The sequence below is a fragment of the Shewanella spartinae genome, from assembly GCF_019457555.1.
Classification (GTDB): domain Bacteria; phylum Pseudomonadota; class Gammaproteobacteria; order Enterobacterales; family Shewanellaceae; genus Shewanella; species Shewanella loihica.
Genome location: NZ_CP080418.1, coordinates 2,585,297 through 2,603,963, shown reverse-complemented (window position 1 = coordinate 2,603,963; position 18,667 = coordinate 2,585,297). Strand labels below are relative to the sequence as shown.

At 55.9% G+C, this 18,667-nt stretch carries 16 protein-coding genes and 1 other annotated feature; of the genes, 3 read left to right on the top strand and 13 right to left on the bottom strand.

What is annotated here, in order from left to right; all coding sequences use genetic code 11:
* Positions 1-128 precede the first annotated feature (128 nt).
* From K0I31_RS11545 to hisG, 11 genes are all read right to left on the bottom strand, one after another.
* On the bottom strand, positions 129-2,411 hold the full coding sequence (locus K0I31_RS11545) for a tetratricopeptide repeat protein (RefSeq protein ID WP_220078472.1): 2,283 nt from the start codon (positions 2,409-2,411) through the stop codon (positions 129-131).
* Between the two features lie 6 nt (positions 2,412-2,417).
* Positions 2,418-3,158 carry a response regulator gene (locus tag K0I31_RS11540; protein WP_220078471.1) on the bottom strand — a complete coding sequence of 247 codons (741 nt, stop codon included), beginning with the start codon at positions 3,156-3,158 and terminating at the stop codon, positions 2,418-2,420.
* Between the two features lie 464 nt (positions 3,159-3,622).
* Positions 3,623-4,651, bottom strand: a complete 1,029-nt coding sequence (locus K0I31_RS11535; RefSeq protein ID WP_220078470.1) for a GGDEF domain-containing protein — start codon at positions 4,649-4,651, stop codon at positions 3,623-3,625.
* Positions 4,652-5,154: 503 nt separating this feature from the next.
* Positions 5,155-5,775 carry a bifunctional phosphoribosyl-AMP cyclohydrolase/phosphoribosyl-ATP diphosphatase HisIE gene (gene hisIE / locus K0I31_RS11530; RefSeq protein WP_220078469.1) on the bottom strand — a complete coding sequence of 207 codons (621 nt, stop codon included), beginning with the start codon at positions 5,773-5,775 and terminating at the stop codon, positions 5,155-5,157.
* Positions 5,776-5,803: 28 nt separating this feature from the next.
* Positions 5,804-6,577 carry an imidazole glycerol phosphate synthase subunit HisF gene (gene hisF / locus K0I31_RS11525; RefSeq protein WP_220078468.1) on the bottom strand — a complete coding sequence of 258 codons (774 nt, stop codon included), beginning with the start codon at positions 6,575-6,577 and terminating at the stop codon, positions 5,804-5,806.
* Positions 6,559-7,296 carry a 1-(5-phosphoribosyl)-5-[(5-phosphoribosylamino)methylideneamino]imidazole-4-carboxamide isomerase gene (gene hisA, locus K0I31_RS11520; protein ID WP_220078467.1) on the bottom strand — a complete coding sequence of 246 codons (738 nt, stop codon included), beginning with the start codon at positions 7,294-7,296 and terminating at the stop codon, positions 6,559-6,561. The genes hisF and hisA overlap by 19 nt, the downstream gene beginning before the upstream one ends.
* Entirely contained in the window at positions 7,293-7,967 is a 675-nt protein-coding gene (gene hisH, locus K0I31_RS11515) for an imidazole glycerol phosphate synthase subunit HisH (RefSeq protein ID WP_220078466.1), read from the bottom strand. Before hisH ends, hisA begins: the two co-directional genes overlap by 4 nt.
* Positions 7,964-9,034: a bifunctional histidinol-phosphatase/imidazoleglycerol-phosphate dehydratase HisB gene (gene hisB, locus K0I31_RS11510; protein WP_220078465.1), complete on the bottom strand. Its 1,071-nt coding sequence runs from the start codon at positions 9,032-9,034 to the stop codon at positions 7,964-7,966. Before hisB ends, hisH begins: the two co-directional genes overlap by 4 nt.
* A gap of 64 nt (positions 9,035-9,098) precedes the next feature.
* The gene (gene hisC / locus K0I31_RS11505; protein WP_220078464.1) at positions 9,099-10,181 is read right to left on the bottom strand and encodes a histidinol-phosphate transaminase; all 1,083 of its coding nucleotides are present in this window, start codon (positions 10,179-10,181) and stop codon (positions 9,099-9,101) included.
* Between the two features lies 1 nt (position 10,182).
* Positions 10,183-11,484, bottom strand: a complete 1,302-nt coding sequence (gene hisD, locus K0I31_RS11500) for a histidinol dehydrogenase (RefSeq protein WP_220080832.1) — start codon at positions 11,482-11,484, stop codon at positions 10,183-10,185.
* Positions 11,485-11,518: 34 nt separating this feature from the next.
* On the bottom strand, positions 11,519-12,418 hold the full coding sequence (gene hisG, locus K0I31_RS11495) for an ATP phosphoribosyltransferase (protein WP_220078463.1): 900 nt from the start codon (positions 12,416-12,418) through the stop codon (positions 11,519-11,521).
* 68 nt (positions 12,419-12,486) lie between these two features.
* Positions 12,487-12,607, bottom strand: a sequence feature (His leader region).
* A gap of 280 nt (positions 12,608-12,887) precedes the next feature.
* Between hisG and yoaA the strand changes: the two genes are divergently transcribed.
* Positions 12,888-14,813: a DNA repair helicase YoaA gene (yoaA, locus tag K0I31_RS11490; protein WP_220078462.1), complete on the top strand. Its 1,926-nt coding sequence runs from the start codon at positions 12,888-12,890 to the stop codon at positions 14,811-14,813.
* Positions 14,814-14,825: 12 nt separating this feature from the next.
* Here the strand turns inward: yoaA and K0I31_RS11485 are convergent, their stop codons facing one another.
* Positions 14,826-16,127, bottom strand: a complete 1,302-nt coding sequence (locus K0I31_RS11485; RefSeq protein ID WP_220078461.1) for an NAD(P)/FAD-dependent oxidoreductase — start codon at positions 16,125-16,127, stop codon at positions 14,826-14,828.
* A 12-nt stretch (positions 16,128-16,139) separates the two neighbouring features.
* A complete protein-coding gene (locus K0I31_RS11480) occupies positions 16,140-17,057 on the bottom strand; it encodes a DMT family transporter (RefSeq protein WP_220078460.1) in 918 nt (305 codons plus the stop codon).
* A 417-nt stretch (positions 17,058-17,474) separates the two neighbouring features.
* Between K0I31_RS11480 and tsaB the strand changes: the two genes are divergently transcribed.
* Positions 17,475-18,188 carry a tRNA (adenosine(37)-N6)-threonylcarbamoyltransferase complex dimerization subunit type 1 TsaB gene (gene tsaB, locus K0I31_RS11475; protein ID WP_220078459.1) on the top strand — a complete coding sequence of 238 codons (714 nt, stop codon included), beginning with the start codon at positions 17,475-17,477 and terminating at the stop codon, positions 18,186-18,188.
* Positions 18,189-18,253: 65 nt separating this feature from the next.
* On the top strand, positions 18,254-18,622 hold the full coding sequence (locus K0I31_RS11470) for a hypothetical protein (RefSeq protein WP_220078458.1): 369 nt from the start codon (positions 18,254-18,256) through the stop codon (positions 18,620-18,622).
* Positions 18,623-18,667 lie beyond the last annotated feature (45 nt).

The following is an 18,667-nucleotide window of genomic DNA, read 5'->3' as shown; positions in this document are numbered from 1 at the left end:
GCACTAGCAGCGGATCGGTTTTATAGACCTGTTTCTACAGGCTTTACCGACTTTCTGTTTCTGGCTTATCTGTTTTCAGGGGCTTTGCATTCGGCCGATTGATGTTCCGTCGCCTTATGTTCTACCGCTTAGTGTTCAGCTGGCTTGGTTGAAGAATTTTTGTTATCAGACTCTCTGTTAACTAAAGGGCAGGCGAGCGACAACTTGGCGCCGCCGAGCTTGGACGCGGAGATGGTGAGGGCGCCACCATGGGCTTCGCATATCTTCTTGGCCAGCGCGAGACCCAGGCCGATACCGCCCGAATCCCGACAACGGCTTTGATCTAGCCTGACGAAGGGCTCAAATACCCTTTCTCTCTGCTCCGTGGGGATCCCTGGGCCATCATCTTCTATGATGACCAGGATACGGGACTTTTCTTGCTTGAGGCTAATGAGTACCTGAGAGCGGGCGAAGCGCGCCGCGTTGCGCAGTATATTGGAAAATACCCGCGTAATCTGGGTGCTATCGGCCTTAACCAGGCAAGTTTCGCTTGGGTTAACCTCCAGCTTAAAGGCCTTGTCGGGATAGAGGACACTATTGGCGTCCATCAACTCACCCAGCAGTTTATTGAGGTTAACCAGTGAGAGGTGCAACGGCCTGGATTTACTCTCTATCTGGATGAAATCCAGTGCCTCTTTGATCAGCTTCTCCAGTTCACTCAGGCCTTTGTTGATGGTGTCGATAAGGCGAGTGGGTTTGTCCTGCTCAAACTGTTCTTCCAGCATGTCGAAGGCCAGCTGAACCCGGGCAAGCGGGGATCTAAACTCGTGGGCAACGGCTTGAATTAATTCACGTTGAGATTGAATATTCTGATTGAGGGAGGCGTTGATCTTGCGCTGGTGATGTCGATTCACCAGCAGGAGCAGGATGATAAACAAGACGCTCAGACCACCTAGCCATACGTTGCGCTGATAAGTATGTTGAGCCAGTTGGGTCTTCTGCAGCGCCTGATCGGCCTGTAGCAACTTTATCTGCTGCTCTTGTTGCTCGGCCTCGAAGTGGCTGAGGAGAAAGGCCATTCTCTGGTCGCTCTCAGAGTTAAACATCTCATCGTTTACCTGCTTAAAGGCTTCCAGACTCGCCAGCGCCTGTTCGGCCTGCCCGAGATGTTTGTAGAGCTGATAGCGAAACTCGTGTGCATCGCGCACGATACGCTTATCTTGCAGCTGCTGGGAGCTGCTTAACGCCGCCGCACTCAAGGTGAGGGCGCGTTCACTGTTGCCGCGTAGCTTCTCCACCTTGGCGAGGGTCAGCAGGCCATAGGCGCTGAGGGAGACGATGCCGAGCTTATTGGCCTGATCTAAGCCCGTGGTGATCTGCTTGAAGGCCTGCTCGGGGTCATCGAGTTCGATATAGGCATTGGCGAGATCTATGTTGATCCTGGCCTCGAGCGCCGTATCCGGGATCGCTTTTGCCAGCGCCAGGGCCTCTTGGTACTGCAACAGCGCCGATTCCAATTGATGCTCGTGCAGATGGACCATGCCTAGGTTGCCGTGGATCTCGGCGATGCCCTGTTGATCCTTGAGGGATTCGTAATAACCCAGAGAGCGTTGCAGGTAAGAGAGCGCCTGTTCGCTGTCCTTCAGATAGAAATAGGTGAGGCCGATATTCCCTAGGATCTGGGCCAGGCCAGGCAGATCGTTCAGCTCCTCGCGAATCTTCCTCGACTGCAATTGATAGTCCAGCGCCAGGCTATAGTTGCCGCTGGTGCCATACATGTTGGCGATGTTATTGAGGGAGACGGCAATGCTCTTTTCATCCCCCACCTCTTTTTGAATGTTGAAGGCGCGTATGAAATAGTCGAGCGCCTTCTCAGGTTGCCCCAGAGTCTGGTAGATGATCGCCATATAGTTGGTCGTGCTGGCGATTCCCCTGAGATTCTTCTCCTGCTTGGCTATCTCCTGCGCCTGTTCGAAGGTCTTGAGGGCGGTCTGATAGTCCGCTTTGCGCCAATAGATGATCCCCTGCATGGTCTGTGCGGTAAAGAGTCCATGTGGGTCATTGTTTGCCTTGGCCAGTTGTTTGGCTTGGTCGGTGCGCAGCTGAGCATTTTCATACTGACTCAGGGAGACATATATCCAGGCCATGTTGTTCAGCACTGTGACTTTACGGATATCGTCGGGGATCTTGGAGAAGAGGGTCAGCGCCTGTTCACCATAGGCCAGGCTCTTGAGGGGGTCGTTGTCGCGATAATGTTTGACCAGCGCGGTGAGCAGCTCTCCCTGCTGGTTTTCCGGTAGCGTCGTCAGCTGTGCCTCTCGCTCTGTGATGTCGGCCCTTGCCTCGGGAGGATCCATACGTGCGGCGATACCGACCAGGCTTAGGCTGATCAGTATCGCGAGCAGTAGTAAGGCAATGGGCTTTTTTCGCATCTAGAGTCAGTCTCCGACAAACAGATAACCCTTGCCGTGGATCGTCTTGATGCGCGTGGCGTGGCTGGGATCGTCGCCAAGCTTGCGGCGAATGCGTGACACCCTAAGATCTATGGTCCTGTGGGAACTCTCGTACCCCAGGTCGCTGAAGTAATCAGAGATAGAGTCTCTGTCGCAGATCTCGCCGGGTCGGCTGGCCAGCAACCACAGCAGCTCAAATTCGGCAGTGGTGAGTTCGATATCCTGTCCATGTTGTTGGATACGTTGATATTTCTTATCTATGCTGAGGCCGTCAAATTCGATGAGGCTTTCGTTATTGCTGTGCAGTTTACTGAGCTTCTCGGTGACAGGTGGCTCAGGCTTACGTCTCAGTAGGGCCCGGACTCTGGCCAGCAACACCCGGGAGCGCACGGGTTTGGCCAGGTAGTCGTCGGCGCCTGTCTCCAGGCCGGCAACTTCGTCGATATCGTTGTTAAGGGCGGTCAGCATCAGGATAGGGCCGTTGTAGCTACCCTCGATCCCCGGATGGCCATGACGCACCGCGCGGCAGATGGACAAACCGTCCATGTCGGGCAGCATCACATCTAAGATAACCAACATAGGTTGCTCGGCAATGATGCGCTCGACGGCCTTGGCACCGTTGTGTTCTATCTCGGTCTTGTAGCCGTTCATCTCGAGAAAATCGGCGACCAGGTTTGCCAGATCGGCATCGTCATCGACAATCAGAATCCAGTTTTTATCCTTCACGATATCCCTCTGAAGTGTTGCAATACTGTAAAAGGTTTATTGCCAGTTATTATATATCACTTTTGTATTCTAATGTATGTTTATGTATATAAAACTTGTTGTGAAAGCAATAGTTAGCGCAAAATTGGTCCAACTTCGGGGCAAACAGGCTTATTTTCCAAGCCTATTTTCGGCGTTTATTTTCGAAGCTTAATTTCGAAGAGTGGCTAGAAACTATAGCCAGCGACATAAGCTAGCAGCATAAATTAGTGACATAAGTTAACTGCGTAATGGAAGGGTTAGAAGCTGAGGGGAGATAAAAAAGTTTAAGGCTTCCCTGCCTTAAACATAAAACCTAGCACTTAGCACTTAGCACTTAGCACTTAGCACTTAGCACTTAGCACTTAGCACTTAGCACTTAGCACTCAGAACGAGATAAGGCTGTTGTTGGGAGGCTAGAAGCTTTGCTTAAAAAGCGGCTTTCCTTAGAGACTCTGCCTAGACAATGGCTTAGATGAAACCATAGCGATTCGAGGGATCTTGGCGGGGTCTAATTGCAGCTCATCCGGGATAGACAGCTGGTCACTCCCCATGTAACTAAACCAGGTATTGCGCGAACTTGTCTTGGCCTGGTACAGCGCCATATCGGCAAGATGAACCACCTGCTCCCAGCTTATCCTGTCCGCCTGGGCTGTAGAGAAGGGGTAGGGGGCGGCGCCGACCGAGGCGGTGATCTTGATGTTGCGCTTAGCGTCGAGTTCGATCTCCATCGACTCGATGGCGTGACGGACTTTTTCCGCGAGCTGGTCTATCTCTTGGCGATCGATAAAGCGTGCTACCACCAGAAACTCCTCACCGCCCCAGCGCACCACATAATCATAGTTGCGAAACAGAGTCGTCAGTCGCTGACCCACCTGGCTCAGCACGCGATCGCCGGCCAGATGACCATAGGTGTCATTAATGGGCTTAAAGTGATCGATATCTATGATGAGCGCCAACAAGTCGGCTTTGCTCGGCAGCTCTTCATTCCTTAGCTGCGTGGCGTCATAGCTGCGGTCGACCCGATTCAGGTCTTGGGCAATCATCTCTTCGATGAAGCGGCGATTCTTAAGTCCGGTCAGGGGATCTCTGTGACTCATCTCCTGCAGGCGCAGGTTTTCAAGTTGCAGCGCCTGAGTGCGTTCATCGATCGCTTGCTCCAGTCGTGTTCTGGATAGGGTACTGGCCTGTCTGTAGATCCGCTGCATCACCAAGGCGATGGCAATAAGCGGCGCAAGATAGTGAAGCAGCAGATTCGGATAATGGGCTTTGAGCTTGCCCAGCCATGAGGAGCCAGTGCCGGCCTGACGGCTTGGGTCGTGTAGCGGTGATGCTGAGGCCTTGGAAATTTGGGAAAGCCCTGCGGATGCCATACTCGATTGCGCCTTGGCAAACTGAAGCTGGTTACTGCTCTGCTCAAGTCTAGGGCTTGCGGTGGCGACCATGCTATAGGGGGCGGCCAACGTACTAGGCATGAGTGCACTAGGCATAAGTGCGTGAGATGTGAGTGCATAAGGCATGGGCTGAGCCTGGCTAGTACTCGCCGCGACCTGGCTAGTGACTAGTAGCATTAAGCTAAAGGCAAAGCATGTAGTTGTTTTGAGTGAGAGCTGTCGAAAACGCCTAGCCATAACCGGATACCTCTTGTTTGAACGCTAACATCAGTGGGCATTTCATCGGTGAATTTGTAATGAATTTGTTGCCAATAAGTCCGTTTGTTACACCATGTATTCTTTTGTATATGAATGTATATTATGTGCCAGAGTGGATTTTTGCAATAGCGGCGTGGATTTTTACGACAGGGACGTGGATCTTTGAGATAGCGTAGTGGATTTTTGAGACAGTGGCTTAAGTCGCCCAGAGGAGTATGAAAAGGGGGATTGCGTGGGGATGGGCATAAACCATCATGGCAAGATATAGATCAGGGCGCCCGCTTCTCTCGGACGCCCTTAATTGTATGGCTAATGCTAACCTTGGCCTATTTGCTGGCGGCGCTGTGACGCGCTAGCAGGTTGGCGGTGACATCCTCTAGGCTAAGGTCTTGATCTTCAAGTAGCACCAGCAGGTGATAGATGAGATCTGATGCCTCGTTGATCAGCTCCTCCTTGTCATGGGTGGCGGCCGCCAGGGCGGTCTCCAGTCCCTCTTCACCGACCTTCTGGGCGATCCGTTTGGTGCCGCGCTCGAACAGGTGCGCCGTGTAGCTGCTCTTGGCATCTTGTCCCTTGCGCGAGGCGATAAGATTCGCCAGATTGTCGATAAAGGGATGTGCCTCGCCGTCGGGCCAACAGCTTTCCCGTTCCAAGTGGCAGGTGGGGCCGTTGGGGATCACCTGCACCAGCAGGCTGTCGTTGTCACAGTCGCTGTCGATGGCGATAAGATCTAGGGTGTTGCCCGAGGTTTCGCCCTTGGTCCACAGGCGCTGCTTGCTGCGACTGAAGAAGGTGATCTTGCGGCTTGCCAGGGTCTGGGTCAGCGCCTCTTGGTTCATATAGCCCAGCATCAACACCTTACCCGTGAGGTGGTTCTGGACCACGGCGGGCAGCAAACCTTGCTGTTTGTCCCAATCTAAGTTGTTAAAATCTTCTAGGTTTTTCATCTTAATTCCTTGAACTAATTTGGGGCGGTTACAGGCGCATCTGTACGCCGTTGTCGAGCAGGTATCGTTTAAGCGCCTCTATCTCTATGATCCCTTTGTGAAAGACGCTGGCCGCGAGGGCCGCATCCACACCCGCCTGGGTGAACACCTCGAGGAAGTGTTCCATGGTGCCGGCGCCGCCCGAGGCGATGAGGGGCACGTCGCAGATGGCGCGCACCATGGCGAGTTGCTTGATGTCATAGCCCTGACGAACGCCATCCTGGTTCATCACGTTCAGCACTATCTCGCCGCAGCCACGTCTCTGCACCTCTTCCACCCAGTCTTGGGTGTACCACTGGGTATCTTTGGTGGCGGCCTCGTCACCGGTAAATTGCTTCACCTTGTAGCAGTCGGTGTCGGCATCATAGTAAGAGTCTATGCCTATCACGATACATTGACGGCCAAATTCATCCTGCAGGCGGTCGATCAGGCTGGGATCGCTAAGTGCCGGCGAGTTTATCGAGATCTTATCGGCGCCGAACGCCAGTTTTTCCCGAGCCTGCTCGATACTCTTGATGCCGCCGGCGACGCAGAAGGGGATATCTATCTGCTCGGCGACGCGGCTGACCCAGCTCTTGTCCACCACTCTGTCGTGGGCGCTGGCGGTGATGTCGTAAAATACCAGCTCGTCGGCGCCCTCTGCGGCGTAACGGGCAGCCAGGGGCACTATGTCACCGACGATCTCATGGTTACGAAACTGAACCCCCTTGACCACCTTACCGTCACGGACATCCAGACAGGGAACTATGCGTTTGGCCAGCATGCGATCGCCTCCTTCACGGTAAAGTTGTTGATGAGTAGGGCCTTGCCTATGATGATGCCGCTGGCACCGCTATCACGCACGGCGCTGACATCGTCCAGGGTGGCGATGCCGCCCGATGCCTGCCACTCAATATCGGGATAACGCGCCGCGATCTCCTGATAGAGCTGGGTATTGCTGCCTTGCAGCGTGCCGTCTCGGCTGATGTCGGTAACTAGGGCGTGCTTGAGCCCATAGGGGGCGAAGGTGGCCACCAGAGATTCCAGCGTCTTACCGCCGCCACTCTGCCAGCCCGACACGGCGACTATCTTCTCGCCCGCCTCGTTGATGTTCACATCCAGTGCCAGGCAGATGGCGTCGCTGCCGTAGGTCTCGAGCCAGGATTGCACCAGCTCTGGCTGTTTGACGGCGAGGGAGCCTATCACCACCCGCTTGACGCCGAGATCTAACAGCTCCTTGACCTGGGCCTCGCTGCGAATGCCGCCGCCCACCTGAATATTGGCCTGGAGATTCTCGACCAGTTCACCTATGAGTCGGGTCTGGCGTCTGTCTGGGTCTTTCGCTCCGGTCAGATCGACGATATGCAGCCAGGTCGCACCTTGGGCCTGATAGCCCTGTAGCTGGGCGAGCGGACTCAGGTCGAAGGTGGTCTGCTGGGCATAATCGCCCTGATAGAGACGCACCACTTGGCCCTCGATGAGATCGATTGCTGGGATGATCATAGGGTGCGCTCCTGTGTAGATTTGTGGTTACCTGCAAAGCTGCCGGCATTCATTTTCATAAAGTTTCTTAATATGGTGGCGCCCACCGCGGCGCTTTTTTCCGGGTGGAACTGCACCCCCATGAAGTTATCTTTGGCGATGGCGGCGCTAAAGCCCTCGCCATATTCGCACTTGGCGATGGTGAAATCGCCAAGCGGTGCCCGGTAGCTGTGAACGAAATAGACATAGCTGCCCTCGGCAACCCCGGCAAACAGCGGGTGATCGCTCGGACTTATCTGATTCCAGCCCATGTGGGGTAGCGGCAGGCCCTTGGCGTCCAGCTGCTCTATATTGGTGTCGATCAGCCCAAGGCACTGACAGTTCTTGCTACTATTCCCGTAACTTAAGCCACCGCGCTCCTGTGACGCCTTGGTTAGCATCTGCATGCCGAGGCAGACGCCGAGCACAGGCTGGGTGAGGGAGCAGATGGTGTCGATAAGCTTCTTGTCCTTCAGCGCCTTCATGGCGGCCCTGGCGGTACCAACGCCCGGCAACACGACTCGGGTGGCTGCCTTTATCTTGTTGATATCGTCACTCACCTCGACGTCGGCGCCGATCCGCTCGAAGGCGTAACGCACCGAGCTTAAGTTAGCGCAGCCGGTATCTATGATGATGGTATCGGATTGGGTCATAGCACCCCCTTGCTCGATGGCAGGGCGTCACCTTCAACCTTCACCGCCTGGCGCAGGGTGCGGCCAAAGACCTTAAACAGGCTCTCCACCTTGTGGTGATCGTTATCGCCCTGAGTCGAGAGGTGCAGGGTGCAGCGCAGGCCATCGGCGAGGGAGCGGAAGAAGTGAGGCACCATCTCAGTGGCCATCTCACCGACCATCTCGCGCTCGAATTGCCCCTCAAACTTGATGAAGGGGCGACCCGAGAGATCCAGCAGACAGCTGGCGCTGGCTTCATCCATGGGGATGCTAAAGCCAAAGCGGGCGATGCCGCGTTTATCCCCAAGGGCCTGCCTGAGGGCATCACCAATGGCCAGCGCCGTGTCTTCGACGCTGTGGTGATCGTCGATTTCAAGATCGCCATTGACGCTCACATCCAGCCTGAAGTTACCGTGGGTGGCTATCTGATCCAGCATGTGGTCAAAGAAGCCGATGCCGGTATTGATGCTGCTCTTTAGCTGGCTATCGAGATCGACAGTGACCTTGATGTCGGTCTCCTTGGTAGTGCGCACCACAGTCGCCACGCGATTACCCCCAAGCAGTTGTTCGGCAATGGCGTCCCAGTTCAAGGTGTCGCGATTGTACTGTATGCCTGTGATGCCCATCGCCTCTGCCAGGCCCAGATCGGTCTCTCTGTCGCCGATCACCGCCGACTGGGTAAAGTCGACCCGACCCTCGGTGAGGTACGCCTTGACCAGACCCAGCTTAGGTTTGCGGCAGCTACAGTTTTCATCGTCAAAGTGTGGGCAAATGAGCACCTCATCGAACTTGACCCCTTGGCTGTTGAAGATCTGCATCATCATATCCTGGGGTGCATCGAAGTCGTCCTTGGGGAAGGAGGGAGTGCCAAGGCCGTCCTGATTGCTCACCATCACCAGGCGATAGCCGGCGCCCTGCAGCTTAAGCAGGGCCGGGATCACCTGAGGCTCAAACACCAGCTTAGCCAGGCTATCGACCTGCTTGTCGGTGACTGGCTCCTCGATCAGTGTGCCATCGCGGTCGATAAAGAGGATTTTCTGTTTCATCATGCTTCTACCTTAAATCTGCTTCTATCTTAAATTTGTCGTTATTGTCTGGCTGGGTGAGGCTCTATTAGTCGGCCTTGAGTATGGCAAGCAGCGTCTCGGTCTGGGCGTCGCTGGCAAAGCTAAAGCGTATCGCATCGGCAAGAGCCGGGTCTTTGTAGGCCCTGGCGACCACACCCGTCTGTTTGAGACGTGCCTGCATCTCACTGACTTCTATCTCATTTGCCTGGTCGAAATAGGCCAGCACGAAGTTGCCATAGGCAGGCAGCACTCTGGCCCCAGCTTCCCGTAAGGCATCGGCGAGTCGTTGGCCGTTAGCCTTAAGCTGAGCGACCTGAGTCTGCATTCGGGCTATCCCTTCCTGACTTAGTGCATCTATCGCCAGCGTGGCGACCGGTAACGGTACGGGATAGGGGGCGATCACCCGCATCACCATCTCGATGACCTCTGGGTTTGCCAGCATGAAGCCGCAGCGGGCACCAGCTAAGGCGAAGGCCTTGGACAGGGTGCGCAGCACCACCAGGTTGTTGTACTTATCCAGCAGGCTTGCCACGCTGTAGTCCGGGCAAAACTCGATATAGGCTTCATCCACCACCACCAAGGTATCGGGCAGGCTGCGGATCACCGCCTCTATGGCGTCTGGGGCGATCACTGTGCCGGTTGGGTTGTTGGGATTGCAGATAAACACCAGCTTGGCATCGCCGACCTGGCTGCAAAGTGCTTGTGGCAGCTGATACTCACTATCCAAGCGCAGCGCCTTGACGCCGACGTTGAAGGTCTTGGCGCTGATGGCGTACATGCCGTAGGTGGGGCCGAAGCAGGCGATGCTGTCCCGCCCCGGGATACAGAAGGTGCGGATAAGCAGCTCTATGGCTTCATCGGCGCCGCGACTGGTGAGTACCTGCCGATTACTTACGCCCGCATACTCGGCGTAACGCGTAATAAGCTCGGGCGGCTGGCACTCAGGGTAGCGGTTGAGGCTGTCCAGGTCGCTGTTATTAAAGGGCGACTCGTTGGCATTGATCCAAATTTGCCCCTCGCCGCCGATGCGGCGCGCCGACTGATAGGGCTCAAGCGTCAGGAGCTCGGGCCTAGCGAGACGCTCGGCGAGCGATGTCGCGTTAACATTCATCTTAGCTTCTACACTCATCTTATTTCTCCTCGCCCGTTAGCGTGGCAAGGCGCACCGCGACGGCATTTCTGTGGGCATCGAGCAGCTCGGCGCTGGCCAGAGTCATCACGCACTCGCCTAGGCCCTGCAAGCCTTCGGCGCTAAGTTCCTGCACGGTGAAGCGGCGGCTAAAGTCGGCCAGAGACAGGCTGGAGACGGCGCGGCTATAGCCATAGGTTGGCAACACGTGATTGGTGCCACTGGCGTAATCGCCAACGGACTCTGGTGTGTAGGCGCCGAGAAATACTGAGCCGGCGGCGCGGATTTTACTCAGCAGTTCACGGGGGGCGCGGGTCTGAATGATCAGGTGCTCAGGGCCATAGCGGTTAGAAACCTCGGCGGCCTGGGCCATATCTTCGACAATCAGGGTGCGACTGGCGCTCAGCGCCTGTAAGGCGATCTCGGCCCTGGGCAGTCTTGCCAGTTGCTCGCTAAGGCTCAGGTTGACCGCGTCTGCCAAGGTTTGGCTGTCGGTGACCAGCATCACCTGAGAGTCGGGGCCGTGCTCGGCTTGAGAGAGGAGATCGGCGGCGATGAAGTCGGGATTGGCATCGTTATCGGCAATCACTAATACCTCTGAGGGGCCGGCGGGCATGTCTATGCTCACCACGCAGCGGCTGTCCTGGGCCACCAGGCGCTTGGCCTCGGTAACATAGCGGTTGCCCGGACCGAAGATCTTATCGACCGCTGGTACAGATTCAGTGCCTAGGGCCAGGGCGGCGATCGCCTGGGCGCCGCCTATCTGATAGATATCTGTGATGCCACAGGCCTTAGCGGCGTAGACGATAGCATCGTCGATCGGTGGTGGGCTGACCAACACCCGCTGCTCACAACCGGCTATCTTGGCCGGCAGTGCCAGCATCAGCACGGTAGAGATGAGCGGCGCACTGCCACCGGGAATATAGAGGCCCACCTTTTCGATAGGCTCGCTTCTAAGCTCGCAGCGCACTCCGGCTTGGGTCTCAAGGTCGATCCCCTTGAAGGCCTGGGCCTGGTGAAAGGTCTCGATGTTCTGTTTGGCCTGCTCGATAGCTGCCTTGATCTCGGGCGTCACTCGCTCGCTGGCGGCCGCTATTGCCGCTTCGCTAAGGCGCAGGGTGTCGAGTTCTACCTTATCGAACTTTTGGGAGAAGGCTTTTAGTGCCGCGTCGCCCTGGCTGGCCACCTGGTCGATAATCGCCTTGACCTGCTGCTCAAGGTTGGCGTCGCCAATCAGAGGTGAGCGTGACAGGGCCTCTCGTCTTGCCTGGTCATCGAGCGCCTGCCAGTCGAGGCGCTGCATCTGTGTGGATGTCATGGTGTTTGTCGTCATGGCGCTATCCCATCATCTTTTCGATTGGCATCACCAGGATGGAGCTGGCACCTAGCTGGGTCAGGGCCTCCATGGTATCCCAGAAGAGATCTTCGCTGCTTACCGCGTGGATCGCCACGCGATTGGTGTCGTCGTTCAGCGGCAGTACGGTCGGGTTCTCGGCGCCTGGCAGTAGGGCGACGATCTGATCCAGTGCCTCGGTCGGGGCGTGCAGCAGGATATATTTGCTCTCCTTGGCGCGCACCACACCGTTGACGCGGGAGAGGATCTTATCGATCAGCGCCTGTTTGGCCTCGCTCTGCTCCTGGGTCGATTGGATGATGCAGGCCATGGAGCGATAGATCACCTCAGTCTCGTACAGGCCGTTGGCCTCTAACGTGGCGCCAGTTGAGACCAGATCGCAGATACCGTCGGCCAGGCCAGCGCGGGGCGCAACCTCCACCGAGCCCTTAAGCATACAGTCGCGATAGCTAATGCCTTTCTCCTGCATGTAGCGACGTAGCAGGTTAGGGTAGGAGGTGGCGATGCGCAGGCCCTCGAGCGAGCTGGCGTCTTGATAGCGAAATTCGGTAGGCACCGCCAGCGACAGGCGACAGGCGCCGAAATCCAGTTGGCGCAGCTTGATGCACTCGCTCGGCTTGTCCAGGGACTGGCGCTCGATCTGCTCCTCTTCGAGCACGTTCTCGCCTATGATGCCAAGGTCGACCACGCCGTCCATCACCAGGCCGGGAATGTCGTCGTCACGAACCCGTAATAGGTCGATAGGCATGTTGTCAGAGTGGGCGATGAGGCGCTGTTCGTTAACGTTAAACTTGATGCCGCAGCTCTTGAGGAGCTTCTGGGATTCCTTGGACAGGCGGCCGGACTTTTGAATGGCGATACGTAATCGGTTTGACTCTGACATAGGATATTTCCTCATTTGTTGATTCAGTAAAATTGTTTAAATCGTTTTAAAACAAAATCTTAAGCTAAAAACTAAAAACCCCCGGAATTCCTTCCAGGGGTCTTAGATCGCTTTTGAATCAACCGCCAGAAGGAAATAGTCCTCCGGCAGTAAGCATCCGAAGGCTACCGCATATGATGGTGATGATGGATAGTATTCAAACGCTGTGTCATGTTCTGTCTTCTCTCGCTTAGTGCGTATCAATGGGCAGTATATGCCCTAAGTTGTATTTAAACTAATCAAGTTTTTCGGCGTATGCAAGCGCTAATTTGGGTCGATTGAAAATTATTCAACTAACACTGCAATATCCCCATGGGATCTCAATGATTTCCTGTTTCTTTATCGCGGGTGCTTTGTGGCTTGTACTGGGTAAGAAAATCCGCATAATGCCAGCATGTCATTTTAAACATTAACTATCATCAGCCATTCATTGAATAAACGACTGACCCAGGATGTACAGCAGGTATTCGCCCCAGATGGCAGCTTAAGCCGTCATATCAAGGGCTATAGCTGTCGTGTCCAGCAGCAGACGATGGCGACTCGGGTGAGCGAGACCCTGCAAAAGGGCGACAACCTGGTGGTCGAGGCCGGCACGGGCGTGGGCAAGACGTACGCTTATCTGGTGCCGGCGCTGCTCAGCGGTAAGCAGATCATCGTCAGCACCGGCAGTAAGAACCTGCAGGAGCAGTTGTTTTTCAAAGATCTACCCGCACTGCTCAACATCTTAGGGATCAGGCCCAAAGTGGCCCTGCTCAAGGGGCGCAGCAACTACCTGTGCCAATACCTAATGGAGAAGCAACTCAGCGGCGTCGAGGTGAATGATGGCAAGATCCTCGACGACCTGCTGCGAATCGATCAGTGGGCCAGTCAGACTGTGGATGGCGATATCGGCAGCCTCTACGCCGTGCCGGAAAACTCACCGGCTATCCCGCTGGTGGTGAGCAGTAAAGAGTCTTGCATAGGCAAGGCCTGCGATCACTATGAGGCCTGCTTTACCCGTAAGGCCCGCGCCAAGGCGCTCGATGCCAAGGTAATAGTGGTCAATCATCACCTGTTTTTTGCCGATCGCATCCTAAAAGAGACGGGATTTGCCGAGCTGTTACCCGACAGCGACGTGGTGATCTTCGATGAGGCGCATCTGCTGCCGGATATCGCCGTGACCTATTTCGGTCAGCAGCTCAGTATCAAGAGCCTCATCCGCCTGCTGGAACGTTTCAACGAACTCTATCGTACTCAGATGGCCGATTCGCCGCAGATTGGCGCCATGACGGCCCGCTGCCATACTCAGCTGATCCATTGGCAGGGGCTGTTGTTTGCCACCGAGGAGCGTGACTGGCGCAGGCTTATCGGCGATAAGGCACTGATGGAGGCGGCTTGGTCGCTGGTCTCCGAGCTGACCGCCTATCGCACCATGCTGCTGGGCTATCTTGGCCGCAACGAGGCGTTCGACGATGGCGTCGAAAAAATCGATGGGCTGCTCAGCAAGTTAACCGTGTTCATTCAATGCGATAACCCAGATAGCGCCTACAGCATAGACTATGGTTATCAGCACCTGACCTTAAGGATCTCGCCCATCAAGGTGGCCAAGGAGTGCCAGTCGCTGTTTAGCCCGGATGTCAGCTGGATCTTTACCTCGGCCACCTTGCAGATCAATCGCGACCTGTCGCTGTTTACTAAGGCAATGGGGCTGGAAAAGGCCAACACGAGTATATTGGACAGCCCCTTCGACTATCGGCGCCAATCCCTGTTCTGTGTGCCGCGCCATCTGGCATCGGTCACCAGTCAGGAGCGCGCGGCTAGGCAGCTGGTGGAGGTGGCGGTGAAGGCGATAAACGCCGCCAAGGGGCGCACCTTCATGTTGTTCACCAGTCATCGTATGCTCAATCTGGTGGCGGTGATGTTACAGGGGCGGGTCGATTATCCGCTCCTGGTACAGGGCCAGGCGGGCAAGCAGACGCTTTTGAAGAAGTACCGACAGCTGGGCAACGCCGTGCTGCTGGGCACGGGCGCCTTCTGGGAGGGGGTAGATGTGCGCGGTAAGCTGCTGAGCTGCGTCATCATCGACAAGCTGCCCTTCGTCTCGCCGGACGATAACCTCTACAAGGCCAGGGCCGACGGGGTGCAGCGTGAGGGCAAAGATCCCTTCATGACCTTGTCGCTGCCCCAGGCGGTGATAGCGCTTAACCAGGGCGTCGGCCGCCTGATTCGTGATGAGAAAGACAGGGGCGTGTTGATCCTCTGTGACAATCGCATCGTCAATCGCCCCTATGGTCAGGCCTTTATCAACTCGCTGCCGCCCATGCATCGCACCCGGGAGCTCGACAGGGCGGTGCGTTTCCTGCAAGCCATAGACTAGCGCTAAGCCTGCTTAGTGCAGCTTCATCCGTGGGCGCACCACTCGCATCATCTTCTCCACCAACCAGAGGGCGATGGTCTTGGCCAGGCCGTGAATTGCTTTTTGGTGCATGCGGTAGAGGGAGATATACATGAAGCGGGCGATCTTTCCCTCGACAAACATGCTGTCTTTGGTGAGGTTACCCATCAGGCTGCCCACGGTACTAAAGCGTGACAGATTAACCAGGGATCCGTGATCCACATACTCATATTCGGTGAGACCCAAACCTCTGAGCTCGTTGAGAATATTGTGCTCGACACACTGGGCCATCTGGTGCGCCGACTGCGCCCTGGGCGGCACGAAGCTGCCATCGGCCTGCTCACAGGCGCAGCAATCGCCGATCACATAGAGATCGTCATGGCCTTGGGACTGTAGGGTCGGACGCACCAATATCTGATTGGCGCGATTGAGGTTAAGTCCCTCAATTTTATTGATAAAATCTGGCGCCTTGACCCCGGCCGCCCACAGCATCAGGTTGGCGGCGATCAACTCGCCGTCTGCAGTGACAAAGCCCTTAGAGGTCGCCTCTTCGATGCGGGTGTTTTGTCGCACCGACACGCCCAGTTTAATCAGCTCACGGGTGGCCGAGGCGGCGATACGCTCGGGCAGGGCGGGTAAGATGCGCGGGCCCGCCTCGATCAGTGTGATACTCAGCCTGTCGGCGGTCATCTTGCTCAGGCCATAACTCTTGAGCAGATCGGTCACATGGTAGAGTTCGGCGGACAACTCCACCCCGGTGGCGCCACCGCCGACGATGGCAATATTGAGTTTTTGCTGCTCCTCCGATTGATGCATGCGGGTGAAGCTGTCGAGCAGGGCGTTGTGAAAGCGGTTCGCCTGGTGGTGGGAGTCGAGAAAGAAGCAGTGCTCCTTTACGCCCGGGGTGCCAAAGTCGTTGCTGACGCTGCCAACGGCCAGCACTAAGGTGTCGTACTCAAGTTCTCTGGCGGGCAGTAGCGCCTCGCCCTTATCGTTGCTGATGGCACCGAGCTGTAATCGTTTGCCCTTAAGGTCCAGCCCGGTGAGTTCCCCCAATTGAAATTGGTAGCCATGTTTAACCGCATGGGCGGAGTAGACCACGCCGTCGAGGTCGGCGTCGAGTGAGCCGGTGGCTACCTCATGGAGCAAGGGTTTCCAGATATGAGTGCGGTTTTTGTCTATCAGCAGGATCTCGGCCCGCTGCTTCTTGCCTAACTTGTGTCCCAGTTGGGTGGCTAGGCCGAGTCCGCCGGCACCGCCGCCCACTATCACGATTCTTGGGATCTTTGCACTCATCGACAACTCCTTCTATTGGGGATTAGGGGCCCGGCGTCGCTTGCGCGTCTGTATCAGTCCGGCGCAGATGATAAGGCCACAGCCCATTAATTGTATCGGGGTGAGGTGCTCGGCAAACAGGCTCCAGCCGAGGATCACCACGGTCACAGGTTCGATATAGGCCAAGGTGCCGAAGGTGGCCGCGGGCAACACCCGTAGCGCCTTGACCGCGAATAAGATCGCCAGAAAGCCGGGAAACACGCCGATCAGCGCCAGCCAGAACCACTGGGTTAAGCTTGGGAGCACGGCTTGATGCAGGGCGAAGGGCAGCAGGCAGAGCGCGCCGAAACTCAGTTGAATAAGCGTGCTCTGGTAGGGGCTGGCACTGGCAGGCCTGCGATTGATTAACATGAAACCGCTGTAGCTCAGCAGCGCCAGCAGGGCAAAGCCATAGCCCTTGAGTTCGGCCGTGCTGCCCGTGAGGCTCTCAAGGCTCGGCAATATGGCTACGACGCCAATAAGGGCGATGCCTATGGCTAATAGGTCTTGGCGCGTCAGCCGCTCATGGAAGAGGAAGTGAGCGCCAATGGCACTGACCAAGGGGGCGAGGTAGATCAGCATCACCGCATTGGCCATGTTGATGTAACCTATGGATTGCACGTAAAACACCATGAAACCGGCGAGCATAGCGCCATTAAACAGATGGCGTTTCCCCGGACGATGCAGGATCTGTCTGGCCTTGCCTGTGGCAAGCATGTAGGCGATGAGACAGGCGGCGCCGATCAGCAGGCGATAGAAGGTGATGATACTGGCTTCTAGGTTGGCGGTGCGCGCCAGTGCGCCGATTGTGCCCATTAAAATGGCCGAGCCTAGTGCCATCATCACGGCCTGGGAGGAGGAGTGGGATAGCGATTGTGACAGAGGTTGGGACTGTGCTCTTGATTGACTCATTACGTCATTAGCCTACATCTGAGTACGACTCTAGATCCTTGGGTTGAGTGTCTGTGCTAGCTTTCTGTATTTGATTTTGTATTAGGTCATTAGCTTGCGCGCTGATTTAAGCGCCAACTTAAGCTAAGAAGCCGATAAGCGTGAGCCTATCCTATCGGGTTTATCTCAAAGAGAAAACGGATTTTTTGCCCTGGCGTCGATATCAACTCAAGGGGCTATAGGGACAAAGGGCAAGTGACGTCTAGCCGCTAAAATACCTAGATTGACCGCTATGGTGCGGGCAATTAAGGCTATACCTAAGCGGGTTTTACGTTATAATCGGCGCCATTCATCCTATGGTTTTGGCGATAAGGCGTTAGCGCAGTTCGAATAGCCGCGCAGTGCCATGATATCGCGACAGATTTGGTTCGTTTTTGCATGCCGGAAAATAAAGATTTCTCAGCCCCATTAAGTTTACTCGCCCTGGACACCTGCACCGAGTTTTGTTCGGTCGCCCTGCAATATCAGGGACAGGTGTTTGCCCGTGAGGCCGATGCGCCGCGGGAACACAGCCAACGCCTGCTACCCATGGTGCAGGAGGTACTGCAGGAGGCGGGGATCGCGCTGAGTCAGGTGGATGTGATCGCCTATGGCCGTGGGCCAGGCAGCTTTACCGGGATCCGTATCTGCACCTCTATGACCCAGGGGCTGGCCTTAGGCCAAGATATCCCGGTGGTGGGGATCTCAACCCTGGCGGCCATGGCTCAGGCCGCTATCGAGATAAAGGGCGCGACTCAAGTAGCGACCGCCATCGATGCGCGCATGGGCGAGATCTACTACGGCGAGTACCTGTCTGTAGATGGCTTGGCCAGCCTGGTTGGGGAAGAGCGGGTCTGTGCGCCAGAGGAGTTGTCGAGCCAGCTGGCTTTTGATACGCCCCTTGCCGCCTGTGGCACTGGCTTCGATGCCTATCCGGCGCTATTGACCGAGCAGATGAGCCTGGTTGAAGAGGCTAAGTTCCCATTGGCGCGCTTTATGTTGCCGCTGGCAGAAGCCGCGGTGAAGGCGGGGCTGGCGACCGATGTGGATCAGTTAAAGCCAGTGTATCTGCGTGATACTGTGACCTGGAAAAAACTGCCCGGTCGCGAGTAATTTAGTGTAGGCTTGAAGCATTATCGTGTAACCAGACTGTCAGGAGAGAAGGGGGAATTACTTTGATGCAAGTTTTGTCATCTAACCTGATGCCCGGGCTCTCTTCGGCCGCCTCTGCTATTAGCGATGCTATCGCCCCACAGCAGGATCTGCGGACCAATGTTATCGATGTGACGCCAGTGGGTCCCGCCGTACCAGCTAGAGACGAGATCCAAGTTGCGGCAAATGCTAGTGCCACTAGCGATGCAAATAGCGACGCTACTCAGTTGGTCGAGCGCAAGCAGGAATCCCTCGAAGAGCGGCTCAGCGCCAAGCTTGAATACGATCAACAAACTGGCGGCAGTCGCGGCGCCATAGGCCAATATCTGCTGCACCAACACGCCGCCCAGCGCGATGCCATCTCCCAGATGGTGGGCGTAGACACCTATGTCTAGGTTCATGTTTAGCTAGGTTCATGTTTAGTCTCGTAAACAGGGATA

Bases quoted from the DNA above. Each gene is read 5' to 3' on its own strand.
- hisB (WP_220078465.1), bottom strand. From the start codon at position 9,034: ATGATGAAACAGAAAATCCTCTTTATCGACCGCGATGGCACACTGATC.
- hisIE (WP_220078469.1), bottom strand. From the start codon at position 5,775: ATGAAAAACCTAGAAGATTTTAACAACTTAGATTGGGACAAACAGCAA.
- K0I31_RS11535 (WP_220078470.1), bottom strand. From the start codon at position 4,651: ATGCCTAGTACGTTGGCCGCCCCCTATAGCATGGTCGCCACCGCAAGC.
- hisG (WP_220078463.1), bottom strand. From the start codon at position 12,418: ATGTCAGAGTCAAACCGATTACGTATCGCCATTCAAAAGTCCGGCCGC.
- K0I31_RS11545 (WP_220078472.1), bottom strand. From the start codon at position 2,411: ATGCGAAAAAAGCCCATTGCCTTACTACTGCTCGCGATACTGATCAGC.
- hisF (WP_220078468.1), bottom strand. From the start codon at position 6,577: ATGCTGGCCAAACGCATAGTTCCCTGTCTGGATGTCCGTGACGGTAAG.
- K0I31_RS11485 (WP_220078461.1), bottom strand. From the start codon at position 16,127: ATGAGTGCAAAGATCCCAAGAATCGTGATAGTGGGCGGCGGTGCCGGC.
- hisA (WP_220078467.1), bottom strand. From the start codon at position 7,296: ATGATCATCCCAGCAATCGATCTCATCGAGGGCCAAGTGGTGCGTCTC.
- K0I31_RS11480 (WP_220078460.1), bottom strand. From the start codon at position 17,057: ATGAGTCAATCAAGAGCACAGTCCCAACCTCTGTCACAATCGCTATCC.
- K0I31_RS11470 (WP_220078458.1), top strand. From the start codon at position 18,254: ATGCAAGTTTTGTCATCTAACCTGATGCCCGGGCTCTCTTCGGCCGCC.
- tsaB (WP_220078459.1), top strand. From the start codon at position 17,475: ATGCCGGAAAATAAAGATTTCTCAGCCCCATTAAGTTTACTCGCCCTG.
- hisH (WP_220078466.1), bottom strand. From the start codon at position 7,967: ATGACCCAATCCGATACCATCATCATAGATACCGGCTGCGCTAACTTA.
- hisD (WP_220080832.1), bottom strand. From the start codon at position 11,484: ATGCAGCGCCTCGACTGGCAGGCGCTCGATGACCAGGCAAGACGAGAG.
- hisC (WP_220078464.1), bottom strand. From the start codon at position 10,181: ATGAGTGTAGAAGCTAAGATGAATGTTAACGCGACATCGCTCGCCGAG.